Annotated in this window: 15 protein-coding genes; 5 read left to right on the top strand and 10 right to left on the bottom strand. The window is 55.2% G+C overall.

Annotated features, from left to right (window positions below):
* Positions 1-203: 203 nt before the first annotated feature.
* Both FD744_RS09415 and FD744_RS09410 read right to left on the bottom strand, forming a co-directional pair.
* Positions 204-860 (bottom strand): methionine ABC transporter permease, encoded by a 657-nt coding sequence (locus tag FD744_RS09415; protein WP_058962320.1) that lies wholly within the window; start codon positions 858-860, stop codon positions 204-206.
* The gene (locus tag FD744_RS09410) at positions 841-1,968 is read right to left on the bottom strand and encodes a methionine ABC transporter ATP-binding protein (protein WP_160868081.1); all 1,128 of its coding nucleotides are present in this window, start codon (positions 1,966-1,968) and stop codon (positions 841-843) included. Before FD744_RS09410 ends, FD744_RS09415 begins: the two co-directional genes overlap by 20 nt.
* Before the next feature lie 320 nt (positions 1,969-2,288).
* Between FD744_RS09410 and FD744_RS09405 the strand changes: the two genes are divergently transcribed.
* From FD744_RS09405 to FD744_RS09395, 3 genes are all read left to right on the top strand, one after another.
* Positions 2,289-2,930 (top strand): TetR family transcriptional regulator, encoded by a 642-nt coding sequence (locus FD744_RS09405; RefSeq protein ID WP_160868080.1) that lies wholly within the window; start codon positions 2,289-2,291, stop codon positions 2,928-2,930.
* Between the two features lie 74 nt (positions 2,931-3,004).
* A complete protein-coding gene (locus FD744_RS09400; protein ID WP_160868079.1) occupies positions 3,005-4,387 on the top strand; it encodes a D-arabinono-1,4-lactone oxidase in 1,383 nt (460 codons plus the stop codon).
* 20 nt (positions 4,388-4,407) lie between these two features.
* Positions 4,408-5,235 carry a glycosyltransferase family 8 protein gene (locus tag FD744_RS09395; RefSeq protein ID WP_160868078.1) on the top strand — a complete coding sequence of 276 codons (828 nt, stop codon included), beginning with the start codon at positions 4,408-4,410 and terminating at the stop codon, positions 5,233-5,235.
* A gap of 96 nt (positions 5,236-5,331) precedes the next feature.
* On the opposite strand, the gene FD744_RS09390 is transcribed toward FD744_RS09395, so the two are convergent.
* The 3 genes from FD744_RS09390 to FD744_RS09380 form a co-directional block, all read right to left on the bottom strand.
* A complete protein-coding gene (locus FD744_RS09390) occupies positions 5,332-5,742 on the bottom strand; it encodes a type II toxin-antitoxin system HicB family antitoxin (protein WP_100700930.1) in 411 nt (136 codons plus the stop codon).
* A 19-nt stretch (positions 5,743-5,761) separates the two neighbouring features.
* Positions 5,762-5,950: a type II toxin-antitoxin system HicA family toxin gene (locus FD744_RS09385; RefSeq protein WP_160868151.1), complete on the bottom strand. Its 189-nt coding sequence runs from the start codon at positions 5,948-5,950 to the stop codon at positions 5,762-5,764.
* A gap of 167 nt (positions 5,951-6,117) precedes the next feature.
* Complete coding sequence (locus FD744_RS09380) at positions 6,118-7,140, bottom strand: LLM class flavin-dependent oxidoreductase (RefSeq protein ID WP_160868077.1); 1,023 nt, start codon at positions 7,138-7,140, stop codon at positions 6,118-6,120.
* A 217-nt stretch (positions 7,141-7,357) separates the two neighbouring features.
* Here FD744_RS09380 and FD744_RS09375 point away from each other — a divergent pair, with 217 nt between their 5' ends.
* Positions 7,358-8,407 carry a fatty acid desaturase gene (locus FD744_RS09375; RefSeq protein WP_160868076.1) on the top strand — a complete coding sequence of 350 codons (1,050 nt, stop codon included), beginning with the start codon at positions 7,358-7,360 and terminating at the stop codon, positions 8,405-8,407.
* Entirely contained in the window at positions 8,304-9,089 is a 786-nt protein-coding gene (locus tag FD744_RS09370; protein ID WP_373424379.1) for a phosphate/phosphite/phosphonate ABC transporter substrate-binding protein, read from the top strand. Before FD744_RS09375 ends, FD744_RS09370 begins: the two co-directional genes overlap by 104 nt.
* A gap of 109 nt (positions 9,090-9,198) precedes the next feature.
* Here FD744_RS09370 and fusA read toward each other — a convergent pair whose 3' ends face one another.
* The 5 genes from fusA to FD744_RS09345 all read right to left on the bottom strand — a co-directional run bounded on the left by fusA (position 9,199) and on the right by FD744_RS09345 (position 16,475).
* The gene (fusA, locus tag FD744_RS09365; RefSeq protein ID WP_160868074.1) at positions 9,199-11,298 is read right to left on the bottom strand and encodes an elongation factor G; all 2,100 of its coding nucleotides are present in this window, start codon (positions 11,296-11,298) and stop codon (positions 9,199-9,201) included.
* 155 nt (positions 11,299-11,453) lie between these two features.
* Complete coding sequence (locus tag FD744_RS09360) at positions 11,454-12,764, bottom strand: MFS transporter (protein ID WP_160868073.1); 1,311 nt, start codon at positions 12,762-12,764, stop codon at positions 11,454-11,456.
* Between the two features lie 27 nt (positions 12,765-12,791).
* On the bottom strand, positions 12,792-14,120 hold the full coding sequence (locus FD744_RS09355) for an MFS transporter (RefSeq protein ID WP_064511362.1): 1,329 nt from the start codon (positions 14,118-14,120) through the stop codon (positions 12,792-12,794).
* Between the two features lie 18 nt (positions 14,121-14,138).
* Positions 14,139-15,482, bottom strand: a complete 1,344-nt coding sequence (locus tag FD744_RS09350; protein WP_058962275.1) for an MFS transporter — start codon at positions 15,480-15,482, stop codon at positions 14,139-14,141.
* Between the two features lie 81 nt (positions 15,483-15,563).
* Positions 15,564-16,475, bottom strand: a complete 912-nt coding sequence (locus FD744_RS09345) for a dihydrodipicolinate synthase family protein (RefSeq protein WP_160868072.1) — start codon at positions 16,473-16,475, stop codon at positions 15,564-15,566.
* Positions 16,476-16,640 lie beyond the last annotated feature (165 nt).

Here is a 16,640-nt window from a genome sequence, read left to right as displayed (position 1 = left end):
TAAAGGCGATAATCAGTGTGGCGAGGCAGTTTGAATCATGCACTTGTTCTGTTAAAACGTGTCGATAAGGATTCCAAAAAAATGCCCGCTCAGTTATCCAGAGCGGGCATGAACAGAATCAACGACGATATTAATCCACGGCGGGCGGTAAAGGTGCCACATCTGCGTTGCTGTCGCCAATGATGGAATGCAATGCGCGAAGTCTAGTGTCGCTTATCAATGTGCTGCACCAGTCGATCGCCGACCCACTGAATGCCGCACACCAGCACAATCAACACCGCGATCACCGCGATCATTACTGAGGTTTCAAATCGTTGATAACCGTAGCGAATCGCCAGGTCGCCTAATCCGCCCGCACCAATCGCTCCCGCCATCGCCGATGCGCCGATTAATGCCACCAGCGTCACCACAAACCCCGAGAGAATGCCGGGCAGCGCTTCAGGAATCAGCACATCCCAGACGATACGTAGCTTACTGGCACCCATCGCGCGTACCGCATCAATCAAGCCGCGATCCACATCGCGCAGTGACACTTCAGCCACGCGAGCAAAATACGGCGTTGCGGTGATCGATAGCGGAACTATCGCCGCCCACGTCCCCAGTGACGTACCGACCAGAAAGCGGGTAAACGGAATCAGCGCCACCAGCAAAATGATGAAAGGGAGCGATCGGAAGCCGTTGATCACCAGCCCCAGCACCCGGTTAATGCCGCGATGTTCTGCAATACCGCCTGCGCTGGTCATCACCAGAATCAGCCCCAACGGTAAACCGGCAACCAGTGAAAACAATCCTGAAATCAGCGTCATCAACACCGTTTCGCCCAACGCGTTGAGCAATAAATCAATCATCACTGGCGACATAACCGACTAACTCCACTTGCGCCTGCTGCCCGCGCAGCCAGCTGAGAATCTGTTGCTCATCGGCCACGTTGGCGACCGGAAGCGCGATAAAAAAACGCACCACGGCGTAGTGCTGAATATGATCGATGCCGCCCTGTAATAAGTGGAACTTGCCCGGCAACGCCGCCGCAAATCGGGTCAGCAAATCGCCCTGCGCGTCCTCGCCAGCAAAGTGCACGCTGTAAATTGCCTCGCCCTGTCTCCTCTCGGTAACCCGTGCGGCCAGCGCTTCCGGTAGCTGCGGCAGCAAACCACGCAACAAGGTTCGCGTCAGCTCGGATTGCGGATGCGCAAACACCTCCCACACCGGGCCTTGCTCAATGATCTCACCCGCGTCAATCACCGCCACGCGGTGCGCCACCGACTTGATGACTTCCATTTCATGGGTGATCAGTAGAATCGTGATACCCAGTTTTTGGTTGAGCGATTTAAGCAGCGCGAGAATAGAACGGATGGTTTCAGGATCCAGTGCTGAAGTTGCTTCATCACACAGCAGCAGTGCCGGACTTGCCGCCAGTGCACGAGCAATGCCAACACGCTGTTTCTGACCGCCTGAGAGCGCCGCCGGATAGTGCTGTGCCTTGTCCGCCAGCCCCACCAATTCCAGTAATTCCGCCACGCGTTGGCCACGTTGCACCTTATCCAGACCGGCAATTTTCAGCGGCAACGCGACATTCTGCGCCACGGTTTTCGCCGACAGCAGGTTGAAGTGCTGGAATACCATACCGACGCGGCTACGCACAGATTGCAGCTGTTTTTCCGACAGGCCGGTAATTTTCCGGCCTTCGATTTCAATGACGCCTTCGTCAGGTTGCTCCAGCCCGTTCAGACAGCGAATCAACGTCGATTTGCCCGCGCCACTGCGGCCAATCAGGCCGAGAATTTCACCTTTCTGCACCGTCAGTGAAACATCGCGCAGCGCCTGAGTTTGCCCAAAGCGACGTGAAACGCCCTGCAAGCGCACCACGCTGCCGCTTTCGCGAGCAAGACGTTCACGGTCTTGCGCATTCTCTACCACGCCACGCGTTATCGCGCTAAACGGCGCTTCGACTCCTGTGAAAATCGTCATGCTAGATCCTTACCAGGCCGTTTCACCGATGCCTTTAGTGCTCGCCAGCAGCAAAGCGCCAGCGGTTAACAAGAGTATCGTTTTGGGGGATGCCAGGCGTGTGTGCATAGTTATTTCCTCATCGTTATAATTGCAGCGGCCAAAGTACACTGTCGTGATGAACAGATAGCCGCAGTATACGCAGATGCTTATTCCTGCATTATGATTTATCTGGGAATGCTATTCCTGAAAAGAATAAAGACACACAGCCGCTCGCATCGCCACAAGTGAACGGACGGCTGTGATACCATGCCGTTTTGATTGACCTGTAATTGAGCGCTATGTCGGACACTACAACGAAACGTAAAAATGACCCGGAAGGGCTGAAAAAACGCATCCTTGCCGGTGCCCTGAAGACCTTCGCCGAGTTCGGTATGCAGGGCGCACGCCTTGAGCAGATTGCTGAACACGCGCAAACCACCAAACGTATGGTGGTGTATCACTTCGTCAATAAAGAGAAGCTGTATATCGAGGTGCTGGAGCAGGTCTATCAGGCGATTCGTGAACACGAAACCGGATTGAACCTTGCACAAATGGAACCCGAACAGGCGATGATTAAACTGGTCGAAGCCAGCTTCGACTATCACGCCACCCATCAGGATTTCATGCGCTTAGTGTGTACGGAGAACCTGTTGCGCGGCCGCTACATTGTGCAATCTGAGCGCATTAAAGCGTTAAACAAAAGTACGCTGGATCTGCTGGATGACATCCTGACGCGCGGCCAGCAGCAAGGCATCTTTATTGATGGCCTGAACACCGTGGACGTGCACCGCCTGCTAAGTAGTATCTGTGTGCACCACGTCGCCAACCGCTACACCTTCCACTTCCTGTTCACTCCAGAGGATACGGAAGAAGATAGCATCCGCCGTAACCGCCAGTTGGCTGTCACTGCCACCCTGCGCTATATCCGCAAAACACCTTAGATCTGTACGCCGCTGTGATGGTCTACGCTTAAAGCCTTGGGACCGTCACAGACCTCAGTCTAAGGAACGCCGTAGTGAACAGAGATTCCCATCTTTACCCCTTACGCAACACAGGTAACACTGAGCAAGACAGCGCACTGTGGAACTGGGCGCAAAACACCGTGGTGGGTCAACGCCAGCAAGTCTTCCAGCCGCAAAATGAAGCGGAACTGCAACAACGCCTGAAATCCTCCAGCGGCAAAGTGCGTGTCATCGGCAGCCGCCTTTCACCCGGACGCATGCTGTGTGTGAACGCTGACGATCTGTTGCTGGATCTCAGCGCGATGCAAGGCGTGCTAAGCGAAGATGACGTAAGCATCACCTTCGCAGCCGGTACGGTGTTGCAAGAGGTGTTCGATGCGCTTACCGAACGCCATCGCATGCTGGCCTGCTCGCCTGGCGTGATATCCGTGCAAACACTGGCCGGTGCCATGGCCACCGGCACCCATGGTCAGGGCCTGCATCAGAGTTCTCTGGCAGATGAAGCGCTGAGTATCCGTATGGTGATGGCCGATGGCAGCGTGCGGGAATTTCAGCGGGGTGAGGCAGATTTTCCTGCAGCACAGACGTCTCTGGGATCGCTGGGGATTGTGACCGCCGTAACGCTGCGCACCCAGCCATTTCGCCTGTTTACCTGCCACAAATTTGCCGAATCCGCCGATACGCTGGAGCAGGATCTGCCGCGCTGGAATCAACAGTATGAACTGAGCAAAGCCTGGTGGTTTGTTGATGACAACCTGATGCACGTCTGGAATGCCAACCCCGCTAATGAAGCCGATGCTCAGGCGTGGCACGCCAATGGCGGTGAGGTGATTGAACATGGCGATGATACCGACAGCAGTCTGAATGACACCATCGATCAGACGTTGGCGCAGATGCATCGTGATACACAAATAGAAGGTAAAGGTGGCAAGCAGTTCCGCACCGTCACGCGTTTTCGTGATTTCACCGACCTCAGCGGCGATATCTACCAGCTGTTTTGTCGCGGCATTGCCGTGCCGCAAATCAACGTGGAAATTGGCGTGCCGCTGGATAAAACACCGGAAATTATCGGCAAAATCAAAGCCTGGTATGCGGAGAATCATCCGCACATGCACTACCCCATCATTCTGCGCTGCACGGGCGCGTCAGAAGCCTGGCTCAGTCCAGCTTATCAGCAGCCGACCTGTTTCTTTGGCTTCGTGGTTTATTACGCCGATGACGGTTCGCTGTCACAGGACGGTTTGCATTTCCTCACCGAGGTCGAGAAATTGCTGGCAGCAGAAGGCGGAAGACCGCACTGGGGCAAATACTACGATCCGCAGCGCTACAGCTGGCGGGATATCTATCCACAGTGGGATGCGTTTCGCGCGGTGCGGGAACAACTCGATCCGCAGCGTCGTTTTAGCAATGACTATGTCACGGCTTTGTTTGATTAAATTTTGACGGGGGAGGATTTATGTACGCCTGGGTAACACTACTGACACAACCGGATTATTTTATCGGCGTGAAAGCGCTGCACCGTTCACTAAAACGCAGCGAAACCGCATGGCCTTTGATTGTGATGGTGACCGATGCAATTGACATCGAAACGCGTGAAGCCTTGCAGGCATTAGGCTGTGTGATTCATCCGGTCGAGCCTCTGATGCCGAATGCCGAACTGGAGCAGCATTATGCCTCTGCGCAATTTGGTGAAGTGTGGAGCAAGCTGCGGGCATGGGAATTGACCGGCTGTGAGCGCGTGGTGTTTCTCGATGCCGACATGCTGGTGCTGCGCAATATGGATGAGCTGTTTACGCTGGATCTCGGCGATCATGCGCTGGCCGCCTGTCACGCTTGTCGCTGCAATCCGAATAAAATCGCCAGTTATCCCGCCAGCTGGCAGCCGGAAAATTGCCATTATACCTGGCAGGATCGCGGTGAAGCGGCACCTGCCAACCTGGACCGCTATCTGAATGGTGGCTTTTTGGTGCTCGAACCGGATGAAGAGGTGTTTAACTGGCTACAGCAAAAAGTCGCTGCTATCACTGATTTACGCCGCTATCCGTTCTCTGAACAGGATTTGCTTAATGAAGTGTTTGAACATCGCTGGCTGCCGCTGCCGTATATCTACAACGCGCTGAAAACACTGCCATTCCAGCACAGCGCCATGTGGCAAGAGGATGAAGTGAAGAACCTGCACTTTATTCTGGCCAAGCCGTGGAAGCGCGACCTCAATCAACCCGAAAACCAACGCGACCGCTACTACGCATTGGATAAGCTGTGGTGGGAGTTAGGGGTTAATTAACGTTAACTGAGTAGCTGCCTCACAACGCCTGAGGCAGCTACTCATTAATGCGGGCCTCCGCAAAAACGCTGAGGCTATAAATCTGCAAACACGTTATCAACGCGTTTTGGCAATACGCTCCAGTGCCACCTGAGCCAGAAAACCCGAACGAGTTTTAAATTCAGGATGAGTAGCGACACAACGGTCAATACGGTCAATCAACAGCTTCGGCAGAGTGACATTAATCTTCTCCGAACCACCTAAAATACGCGTCACATCCACTTCCACCAGCACCCAAACATAACCTGTATAGGCAGGATCTTTCATCACGCTTTTAAGTTCTGAAACTGCTGGAATATCCTGCTCCAGCTCAACCATCAACTCCAGATGCCCGATGATAGCCTCTTTCGCGTTTTTCACCGCGTCTTCCAGCGTATCTCCAGCAGAAAAACAGCCAGGTAAATCAGGGACCGTGACACCGAACGCCGTGCTTTCATCACCCGCTTCAATCGCAATCGGATAAAACATTGTTAACACCTCTCTCAATTTAATGGACTGCAAGCCCGGCCTGTTTGCGGATGCTTTTTACCGTTTTTATCGGCAGATCTTTTTTAGGGTGCGGAATTGTCACTAAACCTTTCTTAGTAGGATGCACAAAATGATGATGGCTGCCGTTAACCCGAATCAGCTCCCAACCAGCGGCCTTGATCTCAGCCATTAATGACCTGCTATCCATGTCCATTACCTGCTTCATCCTGAAAGCAAAAAGATAACCCCAATAACCCCAAATTGCAACACATGGAGTTACTGGGGTTATCTGTTAATTAAAGTCTGCTTGAACATTGAGTAGAGTCAGGGATAAATAAAGGGCGCACTTAGCGAATGAAGTGCGCCTCTTTAGTTTTAACGCCAGCCCAGTTCCGGTGCCACATGGGTCAGGATGCTTTCCATCACGTGCGCACAGTAATCCACGCCCAGCTGGTTAGGGATGGTGAGCAGCAGCGTATCGGCTTCTGCAATCCCTTCGTCCTGTGCTAGCTGTTTGATCAGCTGCTCAGGCTCTGCGGCATAGCTACGGCCAAAGATGGCGCGGGTTTTCTCATCGAGGAAGCCCACGGAGTCCTGATCCTGACCACTGCGACCAAAGTAAGCACGGTCGATATCATTGGTCAGCGCAAAGATACTGCGGCTCACTGACACACGCGGCGTGCGCTGATGTCCGGCGGCTTTCCAGGCTTCACGGTAAGCGCGAATCTGTTTCGCCTGCTGGATGTGGAACGGTTCGCCAGTTTCATCATCCTTCAGGGTGGAGCTTTGCAGATTCATGCCCTGCTGTGCTGCCCAGACTGATGTCGCATTTGAACCGGAACCCCACCAGATACGCTCACGCAGCCCTTCAGAGAACGGCTCCAGACGCAGTAAGCCCGGTGGATTCGGGAACATCGGCTGTGGATTCGGTTTAGCAAAACCCTCACCGCTTAGCACTTCCAGCAACTCTTCGGTGTGACGACGTCCCATATCGGCATCGGTTTCACCCTCTTTCGGGTTAAAACCAAAGTAGCGATAGCCTTCGATCACCTGCTCCGGGGAGCCGCGGCTCAGACCGAGTTGCAGACGACCGTTAGAAATCAGGTCTGCCGCACCGGCATCTTCCGCCATATACAGCGGGTTTTCATAACGCATGTCGATCACGCCAGTACCAATCTCAATGCGATTGGTTTTGGCACCGACCGCCGCCAGCAGCGGGAACGGTGAACTTAACTGACGCGCAAAGTGGTGCACGCGATAGTAAGCGCCATCCGCGCCCAGCTCTTCTGCAGCCACGGCTAAATCGATGGATTGCAGTAACACATCCTGAGCGGAACGGGTGGCTGACTGCGATGACGGGGTCCAGTGACCAAAGGATAAGAAGCCAATCTTTTTCATGGTGAAATTCTCCAGGGGGACCGCACTGGCCCGCACATGATGCATTAGGTTTCGATGGAGAAAGGTTACGCCAGGCGAGAGGTGACTGATAGCCAATAGTTTTCGCGCGCTTCATCAACTTTTTTGCATAAGTCATAAAAACACGGTCTTTGTGTTTATCACGGTGATCAATCATCTTGCGGGGAATTCATCCGATTCACAGGTTTATGGCATCCGCATGGCAAACGACTATATCAACGCACAGCAGCGTGAAGTGGTGCATCAGCTGGGCCGCAATTGGCTGTGGCGCAGTGAACTGCCCACCTGGGCGCTGATGGTCGGGGTGTATGGCGGCTGGTTTGGCTGCGTCATCTATTGGCAAACGCTGGGTCTGTTTTTAACCACTCTGCTGCTGATTGTTTTCACCACCTGGTATATGTCGCTGCAGCATGAGCTGATCCATGGCCATCCCACGCGTTTTCCAGGGCTCAATCAGCTGTTTGGTACCCTGCCGCTGGCGGTGTGGTATCCCTATGGGCTGTATCGCGATTCACATCTGGCACATCACCGTAATCACACCCTCACCGAACCGGATGAAGATCCGGAAACCTATTACCTGTCGCCGGAACGCTGGGCACAGCTTAAGCCGTGGCAGCAACGCTTGATTCACCTGCGTAATACGTTTCCCGGCCGTTTGCTGTTAGGTCCGCTGCTGGATATCGTGGCGACCCTGAAGATGATGCTTTTGGCGCGTGATCGTGCCGCTATTTCGATGTGGGTGATTCATCTGACGCTGCTGGCTGGGCTTTTCTACTGGATGCAGCAGCAAGGATTGTCGCCGCTATGGTTCGTGGTTGCCGTGAGTTATCCGGCATTGGCGTTGACCAAAATACGTTCTTTCTACGAGCATCGCGCAGAAGAAGCCCCGCTGGCCCGCTCCGTGAACAATGAAGCCGCCTGGCCGTGGCGTTGGCTATTTCTGAATCTCAACTATCATTCTGTACATCACGATCTGCCCGGTTTGCCCTGGTACGGCTTGCGCAAAGTCTATCTGCTGTATCGCGACGGCTACCATCAGCGCAATCACGGTTTCCGCGTCGCGGGTTATGGCGAGTGGTTGCTGCGCTTCTGGCGCAAACCGGTCAACGTTAACGCCCACCCGGGAACGCACAAGGATGCACAGCATGCCGATCATTTCACTGCCGATGTACGATATCCACCATCCAACGACGCTTGGCCTGACCGCTGCGCTAACGACGCTGCTCCAACAACGCGGCGTGCAGGCTGAAGTAGAGTGGCACAACGAACTCTTACCCCACTGGCGCGACGCTGATTTGCTGTTAAGCCAGACCTGTGGCTATCCGCTGGTGGCTTTATTGCCTGACGTGCAACTGGTCGGGGCATTTCAATCCAGCGCGCAAGGCTGTGAGGGACTGCGCTATCGCAGTTGGCTGGTGGCGCGCAAAGAGGATGAAAATCTCACCCTGAGCGATTTTCGTGGTCGCCGCGCGGTGTGCAACAGTGATGACTCGCACTCGGGCTACAATTCGCTGCGCTACGTGATCGCGCCACTGGCACACGACGGGCATTTCTTCAGTGAAGCGCTGCAGAGTGGCAGTCATCGTCAATCGTTGGCCGCGTTGCGTGAACAGCGAGCGGATATCGCGGCGATCGATTGCATCACCTGGGCGCTGCTGCGTGCTCATCACCCTGAAGAACTGGCCGGGTTAGAGATCATTGGAGAAACCCCGCTGTGTGCCGCATTGCCGTTAATTACCTCAGCAAAAACCGATGCCAAAACGCTTGAGCGTCTGCGCAGCGCTTTGACCGAACTCACTACTGATAAGAAGCATCAGCAGTTGCTGGCAGCGAGTCTAATCAGCGGTTTTGCGGTGCCAGAGCGGGCGTTTTACGATGAGGTGCAAGCGTGGGAAGATCAAGCAGCGGAATACGGTGTGAAGTTGCTGTGATTTGAACAGCCGCGATGTAATTTATCGCGCAACGACCATCTTTAATCGCGCTGCAGCTATACGCAATATATCGCGCAGCTTAAAGGCAGCATCCTTGCCGCCCAAAAAATCACTCTGCGCGTGACGCAATAATTCCCTCGGCCACATTGCGTGGCGCTTCAGCGTAATGCGCAAATTCCATGCTGTAAGTCGCACGGCCCTGCGACATGGATCGCAGCGTGGTGGCGTAGCCAAACATCTCTGACAGCGGCACTTCGGCTCGGATGATGCGCGCACCAAAGCGCTCATCCATACCTTGCAGCGTACCGCGACGCGAAGAGAGATCGCCCATCACCCCACCGGCGTAATCCTCTGGCGTTTCCACTTCCACCTGCATCACCGGCTCAAGGATCACCGGATCGGCCTGTTTAGCCGCCGCTTTGAAACCAAAAATCGCGGCCATACGGAACGCCATTTCCGATGAGTCGACGTCATGATACGAACCGAAGGTCAGTGTGGCCTTGAGATCCACCACTGGATAGCCCGCCAGCACGCCGGAATTGAGCGCCTCACGAATCCCCTTCTCCACAGAAGGAATAAACTCGCGCGGCACCACGCCGCCTTTGGTGGCATCTTCAAAGGCAAAACCGGCGCCTGCAGCCTGCGGTTCCAGCGTCAGCACCACGTGGCCATACTGACCTTTACCACCCGACTGGCGCACAAACTTGCCTTCCACATCGCGCACCGTCTTACGAATGGTTTCGCGATAGGTGACCTGTGGCCGACCAATGTTGGCTTCCACACCGAATTCACGCTTCATGCGATCAACGATGATCTCCAGATGCAACTCACCCATACCGGAGATAATCGTCTGCCCCGACTCTTCATCGGTGTGCAGGCGGAATGACGGATCTTCTGCGGCCAAACGCTGCAACGCCAGCCCCATTTTCTCCTGATCTGCCTTGGTTTTCGGCTCAATCGACAGCGAAATTACCGGGTCCGGGAACTCCATGCGTTCCAGGGTGATCACCGCATTCGGATCGCACAGCGTTTCGCCAGTCGTCACCTCTTTCAAACCGACACAGGCGGCTATATCACCTGCACGAATCTCCTCGATTTCGATGCGATCGTTAGCCTGCATCTGCACGATACGTCCGATGCGCTCCTTACGCCCTTTCACCGCATTCCACACGCTATCGCCTTTGCGCAATACACCGGAGTAGACACGCACGAAGGTGAGTTGGCCCACATAGGGATCGCTCATCAGTTTGAAGGCCAGCGCCGAGAACGGTTCATCGTCATCAGCATGGCGCTCATCGTGCTCGCCTTTTTCGTTCACACCGGAAACCGGCGGCACGTCCAGCGGCGACGGCATCAGCTCAATCACCGCATCAAGCATGCGCTGCACACCTTTGTTTTTGAACGCGCTACCACACAGCATCGGCTGGATCTCGCCAATCAACGTGCGCTGACGTAAGCCCGCGATGACCTCTTCTTCGCTCAGGTCACCCTGCTCCAGATAACGATCCATCAACGCTTCACTGGCTTCCGCCGCAGCGGCCACCATATTCTCACGCCATTCGGCAGCCAGCGCCTGCAACTCATCAGGGATCGGCGCATAGCTGAACGTCATGCCCTGGCTGGCGTCATCCCAGTAGATGGCGCGCATCTTGTTGAGATCCACCACGCCTGCGAAGTGCTCTTCCGCACCAATCGGAATCACAATCGGCACGGGGTTGGCATGCAGACGATCTTTCATCATCTGCACCACGCGGAAGAAGTCCGCACCCTGGCGATCCATCTTATTAACGAAAGCAATGCGCGGCACATGATACTTGTTGGCCTGGCGCCACACGGTTTCCGACTGTGGCTGTACGCCACCGACGGCGTCATACACCATCACGGCACCATCCAGCACGCGCATGGATCGCTCCACTTCGATGGTGAAATCGACGTGTCCGGGGGTATCGATGATGTTGATGCGGTGCGGCGTGAAGCTGCCATCCATGCCCGGCCAGAAGCAACTCACTGCCGCCGAGGTAATGGTAATGCCGCGCTCTTGCTCCTGCGCCATCCAGTCTGTGGTTGCCGCGCCATCGTGCACTTCACCCAACTTGTGGCTCATCCCGGTGTAAAACAGAATGCGCTCAGTGGTGGTGGTTTTACCGGCATCGATGTGCGCGGAGATGCCGATATTGCGATAACGTTCGATAGGTAGGGGTCGGGGCATGATGCGTCCTTAGTCTGTTCGACTGGAAAAGTGGGCGAGCACCATTGCCCGCCGCTGCGCAACAGCATAGACCCATTGTACGAATAAATACGAACAGTTTGAGCCTTTTTTAATCATAGGCAAAAGTCGATCGATTGAATGCAACAGCCTGCCGGTTATTCCATCTTTGCATCTCGCAGCCGCCACGCACTGAGGGCAGAGAGCAGCGCCATAAACACCATATAGCCGATCACCCAACCATAACCTTCCCCACTGACCAGCAATGCGGTGGCGATCATCGGTGATAACCCGCCACCAAGAATCGGGCCGATCTGTTGCACCAGGGATAAGCCGCTGTAGCGCACCAGTGCCGGGAACAGCGAAGAGAAGAATGCACCCTGTGCACCAAAGGTGCTGCCGTGCCCAATCGCCAGCCCCAGTGCGATAGCCAGATAAATCAAGGGAAGTTGCCCGCTTGCCAGCATCAGCATAAAGGGCCACGCCAGCAACGCCTGAGCGATCATCCCGCCAATATAGACGCGCTTTTTGCCATAACGATCGGCCATGCGACCAAACAGCGGTAAAGTGAAACACTCCAGCAAGCAAGCCAGCAGGATGCCATACAAAACGATCTGGCTTTTCATCCCCAGCACGTTGACGCAGTAGCTTATGGCAAACACCGCGTAGATGTTGAAAAGTCCGCTTTCGGCAATTTTGGCACCGATCCCCAGCACCACATCCCGCGTGTGATAGCGTAAGGCCTCCAGCACCGGTACTTTCGCCTGGGTGCCATCACGTTTCATCCGTTTGAAGGCCGGCGTTTCCTCAATCTGACTACGAATAAACATCCCCACCCCCAGCAGCACGACACTGAGCAGGAACGGCACGCGCCAGCCCCAGCTGAGGAAATCGGCTTCGTCCAATGCCACATTAAGAAGGGTGATAAAAATAATCGGCAGCAGGAACCCGGCTGGCACGCCGATATGCACCAGTGAACTGTAAAACCCACGCCGTTCCGGCGGTGCATGTTCCACCACCATGGTCATCCCGCCGCCATATTCGCCGCCAATGCCAATACCCTGCAGACAGCGCAGCACCACCAAAGCGATGGGTGCCCAGACGCCAATCTGGGCGTAAGGCGGAATCAGACCGATCAGGAAGGTACCAAGACCCATGATGATCAGCGTCATCATCAAGGCGAACTTGCGGCCTATGCGATCGCCGAAGTGACCAAACAGCACCCCGCCTAGCGGACGTGCACAGTAGCCGACAAAGTAGGTGGCGAAGGCCGCCAGACTCCCCACCAACGGAGATTCACCGGGGAAGAATATTTTATTGAACACCAGCGCGGTGGCGGTGGTGTAAAGCGTGAAGTCGTAATACTCGATTATGGTGCCCATCACGCTAGCGGTGACGATTTTGCGCATTTCTCCGCGCGAAGCGGTGCGACTGACCGCCGCACTGGCGGTCAATTCATGTGAGTGCATGTTGAACTCCCGACGCAGGATTGAGGTTTAGTCGAGGCGGCAACCGCGGGTCTCAGGACCCAGCCACACGGAAACAATGGTGATAATGCTCAGGACGATCATGTAGATCGCCACGGCGCCGTAATGGCCTCCTGACCACAACAAAAGGCTGCTGGCGATGATCGGCGCCAACCCGCCGGCAAAGATCGAGGAGATTTCGCGTGACATGGAGATGGCGGTGACACGCGTCCTTCCATCAAACAGTTCGGCAAACCACGCCGCCTGCACCGAAAACATCGAGTAGTTAGCCAGCGAGATCATCGCCACCATAGCGCTAATGATCAGCCACGGATTACCGCTGTTGAGCAACCAAAAGTACGGGAACATGCCCGCGCCAAACAACAGTGCACCCCCGATGTAAACCGGCTTGCGGCCGACACGGTCAGAGAGCGCACCGAACAGGGGAATAGTGATGCAACCGATACCCGACCCAAGCAACACACCCGCCACGGGAATCGCACTGTTAACGTGCAGTGATTGCGTGACATAGGAGATCGTCCACACCTGCAAGAAGAAACCCGCAGTGTTCTCCGCCATGCGGGCACCCAGCGCCACAAAGAAGTTGCGACGCTGGTTTTGCCACACCGATACAAAAGGGGCGCGCGTCAGCTTCTGCTCTGCTGCCAGCTTGCGAAACACGGGGGATTCCGTCACATAGAGGCGGATCGCACCACCAACAAACACCGCCACGATGCTGAGCAGGAACGGCACACGCCAACCCCAGCTGACGAAATCCTCTGGTGGCATCTGTTGTGCCAGGGCAAAGGCCGATGCAGAAAGTAAGACTCCGCAGCCAATGCCCACGCCCGACCAGCTGGCGTAGAAGCCGCGCCGATGTGCAGGTGCTTTCTCCGCATTGAGGGTGATAGCCGAACTGAACTCGGCTCCTGCGCCAAAACCTTGCAGTAAGCGCAAGAAGGTTAATAACAACGGGGCCGCAATGCCAATACTGGCATATCCCGGCAATAGGCCAATCGCGGTGGTGCTTAAACCCATCAGGATCAGGGTGCCAATCAACACAGGCCGGCGACCGTATTTATCGCCGATATAGCCCCAGAACAGCCCGCCGATTGGACGTACGAGGAAGCCCACGCCATAACTGGCAAAAGCGGCCAGCGTCCCGCTTAGCGGTGACAGCGAGGGGAAGAACAAGTGGTTGAAGATCAGCGCCGCCGCCGTGCCATACAGATAAAAGTCATACCACTCCAGCGCGGTGCCAATCAGTGAAGAGATCAGGGTCAGTCTGAGCTGACGCTGCGTCAGCTCAGGGGGCGCGCTGCGCTCTTCAGCGGTCGCAAGTTGCGATGTCGCATCCATGGTGTCACTCCTGAAAAGTCAGACCGGTAGACGGTGGCGCAAGGCCAGGCCATACATGCCTGCCGATATCAACGCCATGAATCCTGCCAGCATCAATGCCGGCACGAACCCGCCAAAATGATCCACTACTATCCCGGTGACCACGGGCGCGAACGCCCCGCCAAGAAAGCCGCCAAAATTCTGAATACTGCCTACGGAAGCCACCCATTTCTTCGTGGTGACCACTTCTGCCGCCAGTGTCCAGTAGTTACCCGACGACAAGCTGTATGTGAACATGCCCAGTGTCAGCATCACCACGGCAAGCGCCGCCCCATTCACCAGTGCTGTCACAAACATCGCGCCTGCCGTCAGCAACGCGGCTCCCGCAATGGTATAACGACGCGCATTGAAGGGATCCAATCCCTTCCTCACCAGGCGATCTGAGAAGCGTCCGCCAATCAGCACCGCCACACCACCTGCAATGTAAGGTAGCGCGGACAGCCAGCCCGCCCGGCTCAGGGTAAAACCCTGCGCCTGTTGCAGGTAGGTTGGCAACCAGCCAATGTAAAACCAGAAAACGTACTGCAGACAAAATCCACCGATGACCATGTACCAGACAGAGGCATGTCTGAAGAGTCCACCCCACTCGCGCACTGTCACGCGTGGCGCATCGGATGCCTGCTGCGCCGTGGCCTGCCCTTCACGGATATAGCGCAATTCATCTTTATGCAGCCAGGGATGTTTCTCCGGCTCACGATACAGCACCAGCCAGCCCGCCAGTGCGACAAAGCCAATCAATCCCATAATGATAAACATGGCTGGCCAGCCGAAGGCCGCCATTAACAGCGTGGAGATTGGCGGAGCCAGGGCTAACCCCACTTGAGTGGCTGCAATATAAGCGCTGGTCGCCGCCGCCTTTTCACGATCCGGGAACCAGGTATCGGTGGCTTTTAACGCCCCAGGGAACAACGGTGCTTCGCTGATCCCTAACGCGATACGCAGGCCAATAAAAGTGCCGATGTTGCGCGCAAAGCCAGTGAGAATCGCGACCAGTGACCAGAGCCCTGCCGCCAGCGCCAGCAGGACTTTGACGCCAAAGCGGTCCACTGCCCAGCCGGTTGGCAGGTTCATAATGGCGTAAGGCCAGACAAAAGCCGACAGTATCACGCCCATCATCGCGTGGCTGATGCCGAGATCTTGCATGATCTGGGGGGCCGCCACCGACAAATTGCCGCGATCGAGGTAGTTGGTGATGGTTAACAGAATAATGATGCCGATAATTGCCCAGCGCAGATGGTGCTTCGGTCGCACCACCTCACGTGGAATTTCCCGTGGTGCCGAGGCCGCATCACGTTCAAGTGTAGGGTTGTGGTCAAATTTCATCTTTCTGCACCTCCGCCACGCCCGTTTTAAGCGGGTCGTGGCGTGATTTTTTTATAATGTCCCGCTGTGCGGGGGTGCAAATCAGCCCATCAGACGGTCGAACGCCGCTTTAATATTAGTTTTGAGCGCATCGCTGACTGGCTGCATGGGCGGACGCGGCTGATACAGCGTTACGCCTTGCAGGCTCTGGATATATTTCACGCAGGCGGGCAGATTGTCGTGCGGCAGCTGGCTCCACAAATCACTCAGACGGAAATGGATATCGCGAGCGGTGGCGTGATCGTTCTCTTCCACTGCTTTAAACATCCTGGCTACCACCGACGGCACGGCACTGGTTAAGGCCGAGATCGCGCCCTGACATCCGATGGCAAAGCCGGGATAGAGCAGAGCATCCACCCCACTAACAATAATTTTCTCAGGGCAGCGCAGTAGCAAATCAGAAACTGACTTGAGATCCCCGCCGCTCTGCTTCATACCGACCACACCCGGCACTTCATCCATGATGCGATTCATCAGATCCAGACTCAGGTAATTCCACGGGATCACGTTATAAATCAGAATAGGGGTTTGGGTGGCTTCATAAATTTCGCGGAAATGACGAACGGTGGCGTCATCGTCAGGCTTGAACAGGTAATGCACGGGCGTCACCTGTAGCGCATCCAGCTTCATCCCTTCCAGCATTTTCACCCGTGCAATGGCCTGACGGGTGCTGTTAACAATCAACCCGGCGACAAAGGGCACACGGCCATTGTTGGCTTCATAGGCTTCGTGCATGGCCTGACGAAACTCTTCATCGGATAGCGTATGCCCTTCCCCGGTGCTGCCGCCCACCACAATCGCACTGGCACCTGAGTTAATGATGAAATCGATCTGCTCTTTCAAGCCACCGCGCACCAATTCACCTTCGGCGTTGAAGGGCATGGTGATCGGCGGCAAGACGCCGCGCAGTTTGGCTTTGAGTTCTTTGGCCTGGCTTGCAATCTGCTGACTCATTTTATGCTCCTGTCTCTCAAGACGCTGATTAAAGCGATAACGACTCGCGATAATCAATTAATGTGAGACACAGTTAAATTGATCAACATTAAATCTCTCATTGTGGAATTAAGATCACATATCAAGATCATATTTTATACAGCCCAATAACCACTGATCATGTCG

Source organism: Pantoea sp. Taur, from assembly GCF_009830025.1.
Classification (GTDB): domain Bacteria; phylum Pseudomonadota; class Gammaproteobacteria; order Enterobacterales; family Enterobacteriaceae; genus Pantoea; species Pantoea communis.
This window is presented reverse-complemented; position numbering and strand designations above follow the sequence as displayed.